Below are 14,452 nucleotides of genomic sequence, written 5' to 3' on the forward strand. Positions count from 1 at the left end.
ATATACCTGTGGCCATGCAGCGCAACTCCGCCAAGCTCGCCGGCCCCGACGTCTGGGTGGGGGTCAACTACTGGTCGCGGACCGGCGGCCCGTTGATGTGGCGCGACTACGACCCGTCGGTCGTGGACGAGGAGCTGCGGGTGATGCGCGACCACGGGATCGGCCTGACCCGCAGCTTCTTCTACTGGCCGGACTTCATGCCGACCGAGGACGCGCTGGACGCCGAACCGCAGGCCAGGTACGACGACTTCCTCGACCGGCACCTCGCGCTGGGCATGCGGACGATCCCGACGTTCGTCGTCGGGCACATGTCGGGCCAGAACTGGGACCCGGCGTGGCGGAACGGGCGGGACGTCTTCGCCGACGAGTCGTTCCTGGACCGGCAGCGCTGGTACGTCCGCGAGCTGACCGCCCGCTGGAAGGACCACCCGGCGGTGGCGGGGTGGCTGCTGAGCAACGAGATCCCGATCTACGCCGACTGGCGGTCGCGGGGCATCGGCACGCTGGACGCGGACGCGGTGACGGCGTGGGCGGCGGCGCTGGTCGGGGAGATCCGCGCGGCGGGCGCGACGCAGCCGGTTTCGGTCGGCGACGGCGCGTGGGGCGTCGAGGTCACGGGGCTGGACAACGGCTTCCGGGTGCGCGACCTGGCGCCGTTGATCGACTTCCACGGGCCGCACGTGTACCGGATGGACGACGACCAGCTGCGGCTGCACCTCGGGGCGGCGTTCGTGTGCGAGCTGCTCGACATCGGCGGCAAGCCGGTGATCATGGAGGAGTTCGGCGTGACGTCGGACTACGCGTCGGAGGAGAACGCCGCCCACTACTACCGGCAGGTCCTGCACACGACGTTGCTGGCGGGCGCGACCGGCTGGATCCCGTGGAACAACACCGACTACGACGACCTGGCCGACCAGGAGCCCTACCGGCACCACCCGTTCGAGATGCACTTCGGGCTGACGGACTCCGCGGGACGGCCGAAGGCGCAGCTGCTGGAGGTCCAGGCGTTCACGGAAGTGTTGCGGCGCACGGATTTCGCGCGGCTGCGGCGGCCGGACACCTCGATCGCGCTGCTGGTGTCGTCGTTCCTGGAGGCGCGGTACCCGTTCACGCAGCCCGAGGACGCGACGAGCGTGGCGAACAACTCGCGGCAGGCCTACATCGCGGCACGGGAGGCGGACCTGCCCGTGGGTGTGGCGCGCGAGCTGGACGGCGTGCCGGACGATTGCGCGTTGTACCTGGTGCCGTCGGTCAAGCAGCTCACCGCGCCGACGTGGCGGACGTTGGTGGAGCGCGCCGCGGCGGGCGCGGTGGTGTACGCGTCGTACTTCGTCGGCGAGCACCGGACGCAGCGCGGACCGTGGTGGCCGAAGCTGGACGAGACGTTCGGCGTGGTGAAGCAGCTGCGGTACGGGTTGGTCGACCCGATCGAGGACGACTCGCTGCGGATGGTGTTCCAGCGGGACTTCGGCGGCATCGGCGCGGGCGAGGAGCTGGTGTTCCGGGTCGGCGGCACGGCGGAGTCGCGCGCGTTCCTGCCGGTGGCGCCGGACGGGGCGGAGGTGGTCGCGGTCGACGGGCACGGGCGGCCCGCCTTGCTGCGGCACCGGGTCGGCGACGGGTGGATGGTGCTGTGCACGTACCCGTTGGAGCACATGGCCGCGATGACGCCCCGGGTGAACCCGGAGCCGACGTGGCGGCTGTACGCGGCGCTGGCCGCGGTCGCGGGCGTGTCGCCGGCGGTCCGGGTGGACGACCCGCTGGTGATGACGGGGTTGATGGAGCACTCCTCCGACGGGCGGGTGTTCGCGTGGTTCGTCAGCCAGCACGCGTCACCTGTGGTGGTGAACCCGGTTCTCGACGGGCGGTTGGTGACGTTGGACGGCGCGCCGTTGGGCTCCGTGGAGTTGGACGCGTACGGCGTCGTGGTGGCCGAAGTGCGGGAGGTGGAGTCGTGAAGGTCGCGGCGGTGGAGGTCGTGGTGACCTGTCCGGGGCGGAACTTCGTCACGCTGCGGATCACCACCGAGGACGGGATCACCGGTCTGGGTGACGCCACGCTGAACGGGCGTGAGCTGGCGGTGGAGGCGTACCTCCGGGAGCACGTCGTGCCGCTGCTGCTGGGGCGGGACGCGTCGGCCGTCGAGGACACCTGGCAGTACCTGTACCGGGGCGCGTACTGGCGACGAGGTCCCGTGACGATGGCCGCGATCGCCGCCGTCGACACGGCGTTGTGGGACATCAAGGCGCGTGCGGCGGGGATGCCGCTGTACCAGTTGCTCGGCGGGGCGTGCCGGGTGGGCGCGCTGGCGTACGGGCACGCGTCGGGACGTGACCTGCCGGAGCTGTTCGACTCGATCCGGCTGCACCTGGAGCTGGGGTTCCGGGCGATCCGGGTGCAGACCGGCATCCCCGGGCTGGAGACGGTGTACGGGGTGGCGGCGTCGGCGGCCGGCGGCGGTGACCGGTACGACTACGAGCCGGCGCGGCCGACCGCGTTGCCGGTGGAGGAGAGCTGGGACACGCGGGCCTACCTGCGGCACGTGCCCTCGGTGTTCGAGGCGGTGCGGTCGGAGTTCGGCCCGGCGCTGCCGTTGCTGCACGACGGCCACCACCGGATGACCCCGATCGAGGCGGCCCGGCTGGGGAAGGCGCTGGAGCCGTACGACCTGTTCTGGTTGGAGGACGCGACGCCCGGCGAGGACCAGGCGGCGTTGCGGCTGATCCGGCAGCACACCACCACGCCGTTGGCGATCGGCGAGGTGTTCAACTCGATCCACGACTACACGACGTTGCTGAGCGAACGACTGATCGACTACGTCCGTTCGGCGGTCACCCACACGGGCGGGGTGACGGCGTTGAAGAAGGTGCTGGACTTCGCCGCGGTGTACGGCGTCAAGTCGGGGATGCACGGGCCGACGGACATCTCGCCGGTCGGCATGGCCGCCGCGCTGCACCTGGACCTGGCCGTGCACAACTTCGGCATCCAGGAGTACATGCGGCACTCGGCGCAGACGCTGGAGGTGTTCCGGACGTCCTACACGTTCGCGGACGGCCTGCTGCACCCGTCCGACGAGCCGGGGTTGGGTGTGGAGCTCGATGTGGACGCGGCCGGCCGATTCCCCTACCGTGCCGCGTACCTGCCGGTGAACCGGCTGGCCGACGGCACCCTTCACGACTGGTGAGCGACCCATGCGGAAGATCGTGTACTCCCTGTCCGTGTCCGTGGACGGCTTCTTCGAAGGGCTCGACGGTTCGATCGACTGGGCCTCGGTGAACGAAGAGCTGCACGAGCACTTCAACACCGAGTTCGCGCCGATGGGCGCGTTCCTGGAGGGTCGGCGGACGTACGAGCTGATGGAGGGGCACTGGCCGACGGCAGACCAGGACCCGAACGCCTCCGCGCCGGAGGTGGAGTTCGCCCGGATCTGGCGCGGCATGCCCAAGGTCGTGTACTCGCGGACGTTGCAGGCGGCGGGGCCGAACGCGACGATCGTGCGTGACGTGGTGGCGGAGGAAGTGCTGGCCCTGAAGGCGTCGGCGGCCGGGGACCTGGTGGTGGGCGGCCCGGACCTGGCGTCGTCGTTCCGCCGCCTCGGCCTGATCGACGAGTACCGGGTGTACGTCCACCCCGTGCTGTTGGGACGCGGGCGGCCGATGTTCGGGCCGGAGGACGACAAGGCCGACCTGGACCTGGTCGAGACCCGGGCGTTCGGCAACGGGGTGGTGCAGCTGCGCTACCGCGTCCGGACCTGACGCTCACCGGAAGAGCGTGGCGCCCAACGGGTGTCGCCGGTCGAACCCGGGCAGGATCAGGAACGTCGCGCCGGCGGTGGCGGTGGTGAACGGCAGCAGGGCGTCGACGGCGTCCATCCGGGTGAGGGTGTTGGTGAACGTCCGCAGGTCGTTCTGGAAGCTGATGAACAGCAGGCCGGGCCCGGGTTCGTCGATGGTGTACGAGCGGCGCAGCATGTGGCCGACGCCGACCGCGTTCGGGTGCGCCCGCCGGACGTGGGCGTCGGCCGGGATGAGGTAGCGCCCGTCCGGCGTCTTGGCGCCGAGGTCCGGGTCGGAGGCGATGGCGCCGCCCGAGAGGGGCGCGCCGGTGTCCCGACGTCGACCGAAGACCGCCTCCTGGTCGGGAACGGGCAGCGCGGCGAACCTCGGCAGGTCGAGCTCCATGCGGCGGAGCACGGCGATGGTGCCGCCCGCGACCGGGGCCGGCCGGCCCGGCCAGCCACAGGTCCCGCTGCTGTTCAGCGGTCGTGTGCGGGCCCACGATGCCGTCGACGAACCCGAAGGCGTTGCGCGCCGCGGTGATGCCCTGCTCCACCGCGACGGTCGCACCGCGGCGCCCGGACTGCCGCCAGCGTTCGCGCACCCGGTCACCGGCCTGGCCCAGCAGCGCTGCGGCGGCGACCGGCACGACGACGGGGTCACCGGCGCAGACCTGCACCAGCAGGTCGCCGCCCCGGGTCTCTCCGGTCATCCGTTCCCGGGAGAACCGCGGGAGGTCCGTGCTGCCGGGCAAGGTCGGGTCGGCGAGGCGCACCAGTCGGGGGCCGACCCCGATCGTCACGGTGAGATCGCCCGGCGACAGGCCGAGCAGCCGTGCGTCGGTCCCCTCGGCGAGCGTGCGGACGGCCTCGCCGAGCTCGGCCAGCAGCGGACCGACCGCCACGCCGTCGACGACGTCGGCCACCACGACCAGCAGGTTGGGCTGGGCCTCCGCCGGGAGCACGACGCCCGCCTGATGAGGACCCGTCGGCGACACCGCCGGGACGTCGTGCCGCTCAACCGGTGCGGTGCGCGGTTCGCACCCGGCGGTGAGACCGGCGGCCAGCGCGGTGGCGCCGGCGCCGAGGAACGTGCGGCGTGACGGGTGTTCTTCGGCTCGGCGCACGGTGGGGAGAGTGCCAGATTCGCCCTACCGCAGGCGAATCCGCACGTCGTGCCAGACTGGGCCCATGCTTCGTTTCGGCCCTGCCGTGATCGCCGCGGCGCTCGTCCTGGCCGGTTGCGGAGCCGACGACGGCGGTGCGGGCGAGGGCGGGCGACCGCCCGGCGCGCAGGTGACGATCCGGGTGCCGGCCGACGCGCCGACGATCTCCGCCGCGGTGTCCCTCGCCGAGCCCGGTGACCTCGTGCTGGTCGCGCCGGGCGTCTACCACGAGTCGGTCAAGGTCGGGACGGACCGGATCACCCTTCGCGGCGAGTCCCGGGACGGGGTCGTCATCGACGGGCAGCTGCGGCAGCCGAACGGGATCGTCGTCACCGCGCCCGGTGTGGCCGTGCAGAACCTGACCGTGAAGAACAACACGCACAACGGGATCCTGGTCACCGGTTCGGCGGCGGCCGGCGGCACCCCGGGCGACGGCGGCTACGACACCGGCGACGAGCCCGTCACCTTCCTGAAGTCGTTCCTGGTCTCCCACGTGACCGCCACGCGCAACGGGCTCTACGGCATCTACGCGTTCTCCGCCCAGGACGGCGTCATCGAGCACTCGTACACCTCCGGTTCGGCCGACTCCGGGATCTACGTCGGGCAGTGCAAGCCGTGCCGCATCGTCGTGCGGGACAACATCGCCGAGCTCAACGCGGTCGGCTACGAGGGCACCAACGCCGGCGGCGAGATGTACGTGGTGGGCAACCGCCTCGTCGGCAACCGGGTCGGGCTCACCAGCAGCTCCGACCACCAGGAGAAGCTGCTCCCCCAGCAGGACGCCGTCGTCGCCGGCAACCTGATCGCGGCCAACCAGCAGGACTCGACCCCCGAGCAGGCCGACGGCGGGTGGGGCATCGGCGTCGGCATCGACGGCGGCAGCGACAACCAGGTCGTCCGCAACCGGATCGCCGACCACGTCAACGCCGGGCTGGTGATCACCGCGACCGCCGACATCCCGCCGAACGGCAACCAGGTCGTGGCCAACGCGTTCGCGGCCAACGGCGTCGACGTCGGCTGGACGTTCCCCACCGCCACCCGGGGTCGTGGCAACTGCCTGCGCGGCAACGACCTCGTCACGACGGCGCCCGACCGGCTGGCGACGACCGCGGCCTGCCCGGCGGCCGACCAGTCGCCGTCCGGCACCTGGGCGAACCCGAGGCCTCCTCGCGGCATCCCGTTCACCGACGTGGCCGCACCCGTTCCGCAGCCCCAGTTCCCGAACGCCACCACCGCGGGTCCCACCGCCGTGCCGGCCGTTCCGGTGCTGCCGGACACCGCGACCATCCCGTTGCCCCCGACGTCCCTGCTCGCCGAGGGCGCGTTGGTGCGAACGTCCTGAGCGGTGACGTCGGGCAGGTGGACGTGCCCCGGACGCACTGGCCTCCGCCTTGCCCCACCTGGACGTGTACAGCGTAGACAGGTGACGTGTACGGTGTAGACATGACGGGGACGACCGAGCGGATCTCTGCGGCGGCGTTGGCGATCCTGCTGGCCGAAGGCTCGCAAGCGGTGACCATGCGACGGGTGGCGGCGGATGCCGGGGTGACCGCCATGGCCACCTACCGCCACTTCCCGAACCGTGAAGCGCTGCTGCGCTCGGTGGCGGACGCGGCGGTGGCGGAGATGACCGCCGACTGGGGCGGACTCGGCCGTGAGCTGGGACTGGCCCGGCGGATCGACGCACTGGCCGACGCGTTCCTGGACTTCGCGCTCGGCCGGCCGAACCTCTACCGCTACCTGGTCACCGAGCACCGGCCCGACGCGCTGCGGTTCCCGGACGACTTCCGCACCGGCGGCTCGCCCGCGTTCGCCCCGGCGTTCGCGGCCGTCGAGCAGGCCATGGCGGAAGGCGTGCTGCGCGACGACGACCCGTTGGAAGTCACCTTGGCCCTCACCACACCGGTCATGGGCCTGGTCCAGCTGTACCTGGGCGGCCGGATGAACATGCCCGAGAGCGACTTCCGCGCGCTGTGCAAGCGCACGACAGGAAGGGTCCTCAATGGACTCCAGGTCTGAGCTCGCGCTGGTGGGACTGGCCGGGTCGGCCTCGGCCGCCCTGTTCTACTTCGGCACGGGCCTGGCGCCGGTCGCCGCGTTGGCCTGGCTCGCCCCGCTGCCCGTGCTCCTCGCCGCGCCGCGCACCTCCGGCCGCGTCGCCGCGGCCCTGGCCTTCGCGTCGTGCCTGCTGGGACTGACCAACAGCTGGCCGTTCCTGGCACACTCGTACGACCTGCCGCTGGTGCCGTGGGGCGTCGCCGTCACGGTCGGGATGGCGGCGACCTTCGCACTGGCGGTGACCCTGTTCCGCGCGCTGCTGAACCGGGGACGCGCGCTGCTCGCGGTGACCGCGGCGCCCGCCGCCTGGGTCGCGGTCCTGTACCTGGTGGCGTCGGCCAACCCCACGGGGATCATGGGCACGCTCGCGACGACGCAGGCGGACGTGCCGCTGATCCTGCAGACCGCCGCGATCACCGGCGCGTGGGGCGTCGAGTACCTGGTCCTCTTCGCGCCGGCCGCCGTCGCCGCGGCGGTGACCAGGCGCGACGTGCGGGTCGCCGCGGTCGGCGGTGTCGTGCTCGCGGCGGTGTCGATCGGCGGCGCGGTGCAGCTGGCCCAGGACGACGGACCGGCGCGGCGCGTGGCGCTGGTGGCGAGCAACGACCACGGCTGGGCCACCGACCTGGACACACCGGCCGGACCCGAGCTCGTGGCCGCGTACGCGCGGCAGGTCGAGGCGCTGCCGGACGGCGTGCGAGTCGCGGTGCTGCCGGAGGCCGCGTTCGGCGCGCGCGAGGCCCGGCCCGCGGTGCTGGTGGACACGATGACCGCGCTCGCCCGCACGGAGGGCATCGACATCGTGGTCGGCCTCGCCCAGTGGACGGACGGCAAGAAGTACAACTACGCGGTCACGTTCCCCGCGTCCGGCGGCGAGCCCGTGAAGTACCTCAAGCATCACGACACGGTCAGCCCGGCCGGGCGCGACCTCACGCTTCTCGGATCGACCGGCGTCGCGGTCTGCGCCGACGTCAACCACCCCGACCCGAGTTCCGACTACGCGACGGCCGGCGCACGGCTGCTGGCGATCCCGGCGTCCGACGAGGGCGACAACGGGTGGCAGCACAGCCGGACGGCGCTGCTGCGCGGTGTCGAGAACGGGGTCGGGGTGGCGTGGAGCGGGCGGAAGACGCGGTTGATGGCGTCCGACGCCCGAGGTCGGGTGGTCGCCGAGGCGGACACCGGCGGCGCGGGCGCGTTCACCGTGGTGGTCGCCGACGTGCCGACTGGTGACGGGCCGACGCCGTACGCGCGGCTGGGCGACTGGTTCGCGTGGCTGTGCGTGGGACTCGCGGCAACCGGTCTGATCGGCACGCGGGTCAGGGCCGCGCGGGTCAGGGCCGCGTGACGAGCGGTCAGAGGCGGAACTCGGCGCGGACCACGGCGGCGTCGAACGCGCGACTGCCGGACTGGACCGGCATGGCGTCGGGTGGGCGCGGGCCGACCAGGGACGTCGCCTCGGCGGGCAGCCCCGCCCACTGGTCGGCCACGGCCACCTCCAGCGGCGCGCCGGGGTCCAGGTCGCAGGTGATCTCGCGGGCGGACGGGCCGTACAGGTCCAGGGTGGCGCCGGGGAGTTCCGCGGCGCCGAGGCGGCAAGCCGGCCGACCGGGTCCGGACAGCGTCACGTGCGTCCGCCACGCCCGCGCGTTCGGCGTGACGCGGAACGTCACCGTCCGCACGGCGGCATCGGTGGCGGCCACCAGGACGACGGTGGGTGCGGGCAGGTCGAGGTCGGGCGCGGCGGCGCGCATCATCGGCTTGTCCAGCGTCGGGTACGGCAACGTCACCCGTTCCGGGTTCTCCCCCAACACCCGCGAGGTCCACTCGTCGGGCGCGGGATCGGCGGACAGCCAGCTCGCGCCGCCCGTGTCCTGCAGGTAGATCAGCGAGTCGGGACGCGGCTCGTCCGGCGCGAAGCCGAACCGCACCGTCCCCACCGCGATCAGCGCCACCGCGACCGCCGTCACGCCGAGCGCCGGCCGCCACGAGCGCCACACCGTGAGCAACGGCATCAGCAGCACACCGGCCAGCACCGCGAACACCACCGCCACGGCGCTCAACGGCATGCCCAACGCCACCATCATCGTGCCGACCAACGGCGGGAAGATCGCCGCCGCGACCAGCGGCGGGAGCAACGCCGCCCGGGTCGTCCACAGCGCGGGCAGGCCTGCCAGCAGCGTCCACTGGAACAGGAACCCGGCCCCCGGCACGGCCACCGTCGTGGCCGCCAGCAGCACGGCCGTCACCGCCAGCACCCCGGCGACGACCTCGGCCGGCGACCACCGCCGCACCACCCGTGCCGCCGCGATCAGCACCGCCGACCCGAGCAGGCAGAACCCGGCGACGAACCAGCCCCGCTCGGGCGGCTCCGACAACGCCAGGAATCCCAGCTCGGGCCGCACGGCCGCCACCAGCGCCCACGCCCCGAACGACAACGCGCCCGCCACGACCACCGCACCGACCGCGACCCCGGCCACCGCGACCACGCCCCGCCACCGCAGCCGTCCCCTCCGGACACCCAGGACCAGCAGCGACGCCAGCGCGAGGACCGTCACCGCGGCCAGCGCCACCGCGAGCCACGTCGGGTAGCGCACCAGCACCCGGGAGAACAGGTCGAAGTACACCGCGTCACCGGCGCCGGCCCGCAGGTCCCGGTCGCCCAGCGCCCGCACCAGCCCCACCATCGTCTCGCCGTGGTGCTGCAGGCTCCCCCGGTCCAGCCGCTCCAGGTCGTCGTACGGCGAGTGGTAGTCGCCGACGTGCTCGATGAACGCGCTGTTCAACCCGCGTGCGCCCGCCTCGGCGAACACCGTGAAGTCGCTGTAGTTCGGCATCCGCCGGTAGACCTCGTAGGCGAACGAGTTCGCGATCGGCCTGCTGCTCGCCTCGCCGAACGCCGACACGAGCGGCGCGTTGTCGTCGCCCGTCTGGAACATCCACACCGGCCCGCCGCTGCCCCGCGCCTCCCAGTTCAGCACCGCGCCGACGCCCTCGACCCCGTGGCGCCCCACGTACGCCGCCGCACCGAGCGCCCCGGCCTCCTCGCCATCGGTGAACAGGAACACCACGTCGTTGCGCACACCGCCGGTCTTCAGCGCGCGCAACGTCTCCAGCATCGCCGCGACCGCCGCGCCGTCGTCGGCCGCTCCGGGACCGGTCGGCACCGAGTCGTAGTGCGCGACCAGCAGCAACGCCTTGCCGCCGCTCACCGACGGCGCCGCGCCGCGCACGCGCGCGACGACGTTGTGCGCGGTGGCCACGCGGACGCCCCGCCACGGCCGGACGACGTCGTCGGACTCCACCACCACGTCCGCGCCGAAACCGCGGGCGGTGTCGACGATGTGGTCGCGGACGCGCTCGTTGTCCGCCGAACCGATCGGGTGCGGTCGTCGGGCGATGGCCGCCAGGTGCCGCTCGGCGCGCCCGGCGGCGAACTCGCCCGGCGGCGCGTCCACAACGGGCGCGGGCGGCCGGAACGCCAGCACGGCCAACGCGCCCACCCCGGCGATCACCGTGAGCAGGACCGACACCCGACGGACGCCCTCGACCATCCGGAGACCCTAGCCCGGCGGAAACCCGGTCGACAGGGTCGGACGCGCGGCGCACCATGTCCCGCCATGGACGCCCTTCCCGCCGGTCACACCGTCCGGCCGCCCCGCGCCGACGACGCCGAGCTGATCCTCGGCCTGGTGCACGCCTGCACCACGGCGGTCATCGGGTTCGCCGACTACACGCTCGACGACATGCGGGACGAGCTGGCCCGGCCGGGTTTCGACCTGGAGCGCGACGCGTGGCTGGTGCTGGACGCGGCGGGCGCGCCGGTCGGGTACGCGACCGCGAACGGCAAGGGCGACAGCGACGAGGTCGACGTCGAGGTGGTGACGCAGGACGCGGCGCTGGCGGACTGGCTGTTCACCAGGGTGCTGGGCCGCGCCCGTGAGATCGGGCGGGCCGGCGGGCACGACGGGGTCACCGTCGACCACGGCGTCTACCGGGACGACGTGGTGCTGCGGGCGCAGGTGGCGGCGCTGGGGTTCGAGGTCGCGACCACGTTCCACCGGATGCGGATCGACCACGTGGGCGCCGTGCCGCCGCCCGCGCAGGCGCCGGGGCTCGTGCTGCGGCAGGCCGTGGACGAGGACGTGCGGCGGGTCGCGCACGAGGTGCTGAACGCGTCGTTCGCCGGGCACTTCGGGTTCGTGCCGAGGACCTACGAGGAGTGGCACGAGCGGCAGGAGCGCAAGTCTACCTTCGGCTGGTCGGGGCTGTGGCTGGCGGAGCTGGACGGGCGGCCGGCCGGGTTCCTGGAGCGCAGCGACCAGTTCGCGGCCGACGAGAACTGCGGCTACGTCAGCCACTTGGGGGTGTCGGCCGGGGCACGGGGTCGTGGGGTGGCGAAGCACCTGCTGGGACATGCCTTCCACCTGGACGCGTCCGACGGGCGGGTGGGCACGATCCTGCACGTGGACTCGAACAACCCGACGCCCGCGCTCGGCCTCTACGAGTCGGTCGGGATGCGGCCGGTGCTGGTGATCGACGTGTGGCGCGGTCGGTTGGCGTGACCGGCGCCCTCGGCCGCTAGGCGTTCTGCTGCCCGTCGATCGCCCACTGCCCGTTGACCTTGACCAGCGTGTAGAGGTGCCGCTCGGTCTGGGTGCCACCGGACTTGAACGTGTACGACACGGTCGCCGTGACCTGCTGCGGCCCGACCGCCTGCACGTTGCTCACGGTCACCGCGCTCATCTGACCCCACCAGCCCTGGTAGTCGGCGAACGTCTGCGTCTTGGCGGCCTTGAAGCCGTCGGTGAGGCGGCCGTACGCGACTTCCAGGTTGTTCGGCAGCAGGCCGTAGTAGTCGCTCAGGGCCTGGTCCGGGCCGATGTCGGCGGGCGGCTGGGTCGTGGTCGCGGTCGTCGGCTCGGGTTCCGTGGTGGTGGTCGTGGTCGGCTGGTCGTCCTCGGTGGTCTGAGCGGGCTGGGTCTCGGCGGGCGCGTCGGACGTCGGCTGGGTGGTGGTCTCGCTGGTGGTGCCCGACCCGGCCGACGGTGAGGCGCCGTCACCCCGGTTGACCAGCCACGCCACGAAGGCGATGGCGATCAGGGCGACGACGGCGAGCGCGACGAGCGCCTTGCGGTCGCCTCGTTTCTCCTCGTTCGGCGGCGCGACCGCCGGCACGGGCTGCGGGGGCGTGGGGTGCGGAGGGGTGGGCTGCGGAGGCGTGGGCTGGGCCGGAGCGGGGTTGACCGGCTCGGGAGCGGGCTCGACGGGCGTCGGCTCGGGGGTGGCCACCGGTTCGAGGGGCGCGGCCAGGATCGCGGTCGGCGTCGGGGACGGTGGTGGCGGCGGTGACGTGCCGTCGAACCGCACGTCCCGCAGCATGTCCGCCGCCTCGGCCATGCTCGGCCGGGTCTCCGGGTTCGTGTCGAGCAGGCGCATCAGCACCGGCGTCAGCGGACCGGCGTTGCGCGGCGGCGGGAAGCGCCCGTCGGCGACCCGGTGCAGCAGCGCGATGGTGTTGCCGTCCACGCCGAACGGCGGCGTGCCCTCCAGCGCCGCGTACAGGGTCGCGCCCAGCGCGAACACGTCCGCCGGGAACTCGCCCTTGCCGCCGCGCGCCACCTCCGGCGCCAGGTAGGCGGGCGTGCCGACGAGCATCCCGGACGCGGTGACGGTCGCCTCGTCGGTCGCGCGTGACGTGCCGAAATCGGTGACCTTGACCGTGCCGAACTCGGTGACCAGCACGTTGCCCGGCTTCACGTCGCGGTGGGTGACGCCCGCGTTGTGCGCGGCGGCCAGCCCGTCCGCCAGCTGGACGCCGAGCCTGGCCACCTCGTCGGGCGGCAGGGTGCCGCGTTCGGTCATCACGGTGGCCAGGCTGCGCGACGGCAGGTACTCCATGATCAGCCACGGGTGGCCGTCGTACTCGACGACGTCGTACAGCGCGATCACGTTGGGGTGCGACAGGCGGGCCGCGATGCGCCCCTCCCGGATCGCGCGGTCGATCGACTCCTGGTCGAACCCGGTGCGGGACAGCAGTTCCTTGACCGCGACGATGCGGCGCAGCCGCTGGTCCTCGGCCCTCCACACCACCCCCATCCCACCCGTGCCGATCCGCTCGGTCAGCCGATACCGGCCTGCGATAGTGCGGTCCACCACCCGTGCTCCCAACGTCGCGCGCACGTCCGGCGACGGGGGTACCCGATCGGGTGACCCCTCGAACGTGCGTTTCAGTCGTAACACTTCCAGTGGTCGTTTGTCCCTTCACCACGCGGGTCGGTCACGCAGGTGAGCCGCGCGCCACGGTGCCGCCGGCGTGCGCGCTTCCCGGGCCCGGCGATGTCAGTCCTTTGTGGACTGAGAGTTCGAGGGTGCTGGTGCGCGGTTGGGCGGTTCGGCTAAGCGGGGTGGTTCGGCTGCTTGGGGCGGTTCGGCTGCTTGGGGCGCTCCAGCCCCGACCACAGCCGACCGTCGACCAGTCCGGGCGGCACCTCCACGGGCGCGTCGTCGAACAACGCGTGCACCGGCCCGTCCGGCAGCAGCACGGCGCGATCGGTGACGACGGCGACGTACCCGCCCACGCGGAAGTCACCGACGACGGTGGCCGGGAACAGGTCGTCCGGCGGCAGGTCCTCGTCCTCCGCGACCACGATGGCGGCGTGGGCGGCGAGGACGTCGGGCGCGTCCGCGTCCGCCGACCGGTGCACGACGCGGTCGAACACCAGCCAGGCGACCTCCCGGCGGTGCTCGTCGGCGGTGAGCAGGGTCGTTCGCGGTCCCGGCGCGAACCGGACCAGCACCCGCGCGGCCGGTGCGGGACGGGACAGGAGCCGTCGCGGGGCGAGCCGTGCGGCGGTGAGGCGTGCGGTCTGGACGGCGGCGACGAAACCGATCACGCCGACCACCAGCCACAGGGTCGGGTGGTCGCCGCGCCACGCCCACACCGCGAGCGCCGCGTCCGTCACCAGCATCACGCCGATCAGCAGCTTCCGCAGCCCCGGCGCGCGCCGCGTGACCGGGTCGTCCTGCGGCAGGTCGATCGTGACGGGTGCGGCGAGTCCGGCGAACACCCGCCGTTGCCGCCTCGGGCCGACCAGGAACCGCGCCAGGGAGTACGCGCAGTACGCGCCGTTGATCGCGAACGGGACGACGACCCACGGCGGTTCGCCGGCCACGCCCAGCAGGACCGCCGAGGCGACCGCCACCGCACATCCCAGCCTCGGCCGCGCGATCAGCACGAACGGGGTGGCCAGCACGACGAGGTAGCGCACGCTCCGCAGGACGGGGCTGTCGGCCTCGGAACCGTCCGCGATCAGCGCGATCACCAGCGCGACCAGCCACGTCGTCACCGCCAGCGCCACCCGACCGACCCGGAAGGCCGCCGGCTGCCGCCACCTCTGCGCGAACGCCCAGTCCAGCACCGGCGCCGGAGGTCTGCCCATGACGTCTCGCC

At 73.2% G+C, this 14,452-nt stretch carries 11 protein-coding genes and 1 pseudogene; 7 read left to right on the forward strand and 5 right to left on the reverse strand.

What is annotated here, in order from left to right; all coding sequences use genetic code 11:
- Nucleotides 1-14: 14 nt before the first annotated feature.
- The 3 genes from AB0H12_RS01185 to AB0H12_RS01195 are packed head-to-tail and all read left to right on the forward strand — an operon-like array spanning nucleotide 15 to nucleotide 3,755.
- The gene (locus AB0H12_RS01185) at nucleotides 15-1,958 is read left to right on the forward strand and encodes a cellulase family glycosylhydrolase (RefSeq protein ID WP_499619913.1); all 1,944 of its coding nucleotides are present in this window, start codon (nucleotides 15-17) and stop codon (nucleotides 1,956-1,958) included.
- On the forward strand, nucleotides 1,955-3,184 hold the full coding sequence (manD, locus tag AB0H12_RS01190) for a D-mannonate dehydratase ManD (protein ID WP_499619914.1): 1,230 nt from the start codon (nucleotides 1,955-1,957) through the stop codon (nucleotides 3,182-3,184). Before AB0H12_RS01185 ends, manD begins: the two co-directional genes overlap by 4 nt.
- Nucleotides 3,185-3,191: 7 nt before the next feature.
- Complete coding sequence (locus AB0H12_RS01195) at nucleotides 3,192-3,755, forward strand: dihydrofolate reductase family protein (protein WP_499619915.1); 564 nt, start codon at nucleotides 3,192-3,194, stop codon at nucleotides 3,753-3,755.
- A 3-nt stretch (nucleotides 3,756-3,758) separates the two neighbouring features.
- Here the strand turns inward: AB0H12_RS01195 and AB0H12_RS01200 are convergent, their stop codons facing one another.
- Together AB0H12_RS01200 and AB0H12_RS01205 are read right to left on the reverse strand one after the other, a co-directional pair.
- A complete protein-coding gene (locus tag AB0H12_RS01200) occupies nucleotides 3,759-4,181 on the reverse strand; it encodes a Dyp-type peroxidase (protein WP_499619917.1) in 423 nt (140 codons plus the stop codon).
- Between the two features lie 232 nt (nucleotides 4,182-4,413).
- Nucleotides 4,414-4,902, reverse strand: a pseudogene (locus tag AB0H12_RS01205) (Dyp-type peroxidase domain-containing protein); the annotation flags it as partial.
- A 64-nt stretch (nucleotides 4,903-4,966) separates the two neighbouring features.
- On the opposite strand from AB0H12_RS01205, the gene AB0H12_RS01210 reads away from it, so the two are divergent.
- From AB0H12_RS01210 to AB0H12_RS01220, 3 genes are all read left to right on the forward strand, one after another.
- Nucleotides 4,967-6,283: a right-handed parallel beta-helix repeat-containing protein gene (locus tag AB0H12_RS01210; RefSeq protein ID WP_499619919.1), complete on the forward strand. Its 1,317-nt coding sequence runs from the start codon at nucleotides 4,967-4,969 to the stop codon at nucleotides 6,281-6,283.
- A gap of 101 nt (nucleotides 6,284-6,384) precedes the next feature.
- Complete coding sequence (locus AB0H12_RS01215) at nucleotides 6,385-6,960, forward strand: TetR/AcrR family transcriptional regulator (protein ID WP_499619920.1); 576 nt, start codon at nucleotides 6,385-6,387, stop codon at nucleotides 6,958-6,960.
- On the forward strand, nucleotides 6,944-8,347 hold the full coding sequence (locus AB0H12_RS01220; protein WP_499619921.1) for a nitrilase-related carbon-nitrogen hydrolase: 1,404 nt from the start codon (nucleotides 6,944-6,946) through the stop codon (nucleotides 8,345-8,347). The genes AB0H12_RS01215 and AB0H12_RS01220 overlap by 17 nt, the downstream gene beginning before the upstream one ends.
- A 7-nt stretch (nucleotides 8,348-8,354) precedes the next feature.
- Here the strand turns inward: AB0H12_RS01220 and AB0H12_RS01225 are convergent, their stop codons facing one another.
- On the reverse strand, nucleotides 8,355-10,553 hold the full coding sequence (locus tag AB0H12_RS01225) for a M20/M25/M40 family metallo-hydrolase (protein ID WP_499619923.1): 2,199 nt from the start codon (nucleotides 10,551-10,553) through the stop codon (nucleotides 8,355-8,357).
- Nucleotides 10,554-10,619: 66 nt separating this feature from the next.
- Here AB0H12_RS01225 and AB0H12_RS01230 point away from each other — a divergent pair, with 66 nt between their 5' ends.
- The gene (locus AB0H12_RS01230; protein WP_499619925.1) at nucleotides 10,620-11,564 is read left to right on the forward strand and encodes a GNAT family N-acetyltransferase; all 945 of its coding nucleotides are present in this window, start codon (nucleotides 10,620-10,622) and stop codon (nucleotides 11,562-11,564) included.
- Between the two features lie 16 nt (nucleotides 11,565-11,580).
- Here AB0H12_RS01230 and AB0H12_RS01235 read toward each other — a convergent pair whose 3' ends face one another.
- Together AB0H12_RS01235 and AB0H12_RS01240 are read right to left on the reverse strand one after the other, a co-directional pair.
- A complete protein-coding gene (locus tag AB0H12_RS01235) occupies nucleotides 11,581-13,155 on the reverse strand; it encodes a serine/threonine-protein kinase (RefSeq protein ID WP_499619926.1) in 1,575 nt (524 codons plus the stop codon).
- Between the two features lie 242 nt (nucleotides 13,156-13,397).
- Nucleotides 13,398-14,441: a hypothetical protein gene (locus tag AB0H12_RS01240; protein WP_499619928.1), complete on the reverse strand. Its 1,044-nt coding sequence runs from the start codon at nucleotides 14,439-14,441 to the stop codon at nucleotides 13,398-13,400.
- Nucleotides 14,442-14,452: the final 11 nt, after the last annotated feature.

This window comes from Actinosynnema sp. NPDC023794, from assembly GCF_040639675.1.
Lineage (GTDB): Bacteria > Actinomycetota > Actinomycetes > Mycobacteriales > Pseudonocardiaceae > Actinosynnema > Actinosynnema luteola.

Excerpts from the sequence above, each read along its gene's own strand:
- AB0H12_RS01185 (WP_499619913.1), top strand. The coding sequence starts at position 15 with ATGCAGCGCAACTCCGCCAAGCTCGCCGGCCCCGACGTCTGGGTGGGG.
- AB0H12_RS01195 (WP_499619915.1), top strand. The coding sequence starts at position 3,192 with ATGCGGAAGATCGTGTACTCCCTGTCCGTGTCCGTGGACGGCTTCTTC.
- AB0H12_RS01200 (WP_499619917.1), bottom strand. The coding sequence starts at position 4,181 with ATGGAGCTCGACCTGCCGAGGTTCGCCGCGCTGCCCGTTCCCGACCAG.
- AB0H12_RS01210 (WP_499619919.1), top strand. The coding sequence starts at position 4,967 with ATGCTTCGTTTCGGCCCTGCCGTGATCGCCGCGGCGCTCGTCCTGGCC.
- AB0H12_RS01215 (WP_499619920.1), top strand. The coding sequence starts at position 6,385 with ATGACGGGGACGACCGAGCGGATCTCTGCGGCGGCGTTGGCGATCCTG.
- AB0H12_RS01220 (WP_499619921.1), top strand. The coding sequence starts at position 6,944 with ATGGACTCCAGGTCTGAGCTCGCGCTGGTGGGACTGGCCGGGTCGGCC.
- AB0H12_RS01225 (WP_499619923.1), bottom strand. The coding sequence starts at position 10,553 with ATGGTCGAGGGCGTCCGTCGGGTGTCGGTCCTGCTCACGGTGATCGCC.
- AB0H12_RS01230 (WP_499619925.1), top strand. The coding sequence starts at position 10,620 with ATGGACGCCCTTCCCGCCGGTCACACCGTCCGGCCGCCCCGCGCCGAC.
- AB0H12_RS01240 (WP_499619928.1), bottom strand. The coding sequence starts at position 14,441 with ATGGGCAGACCTCCGGCGCCGGTGCTGGACTGGGCGTTCGCGCAGAGG.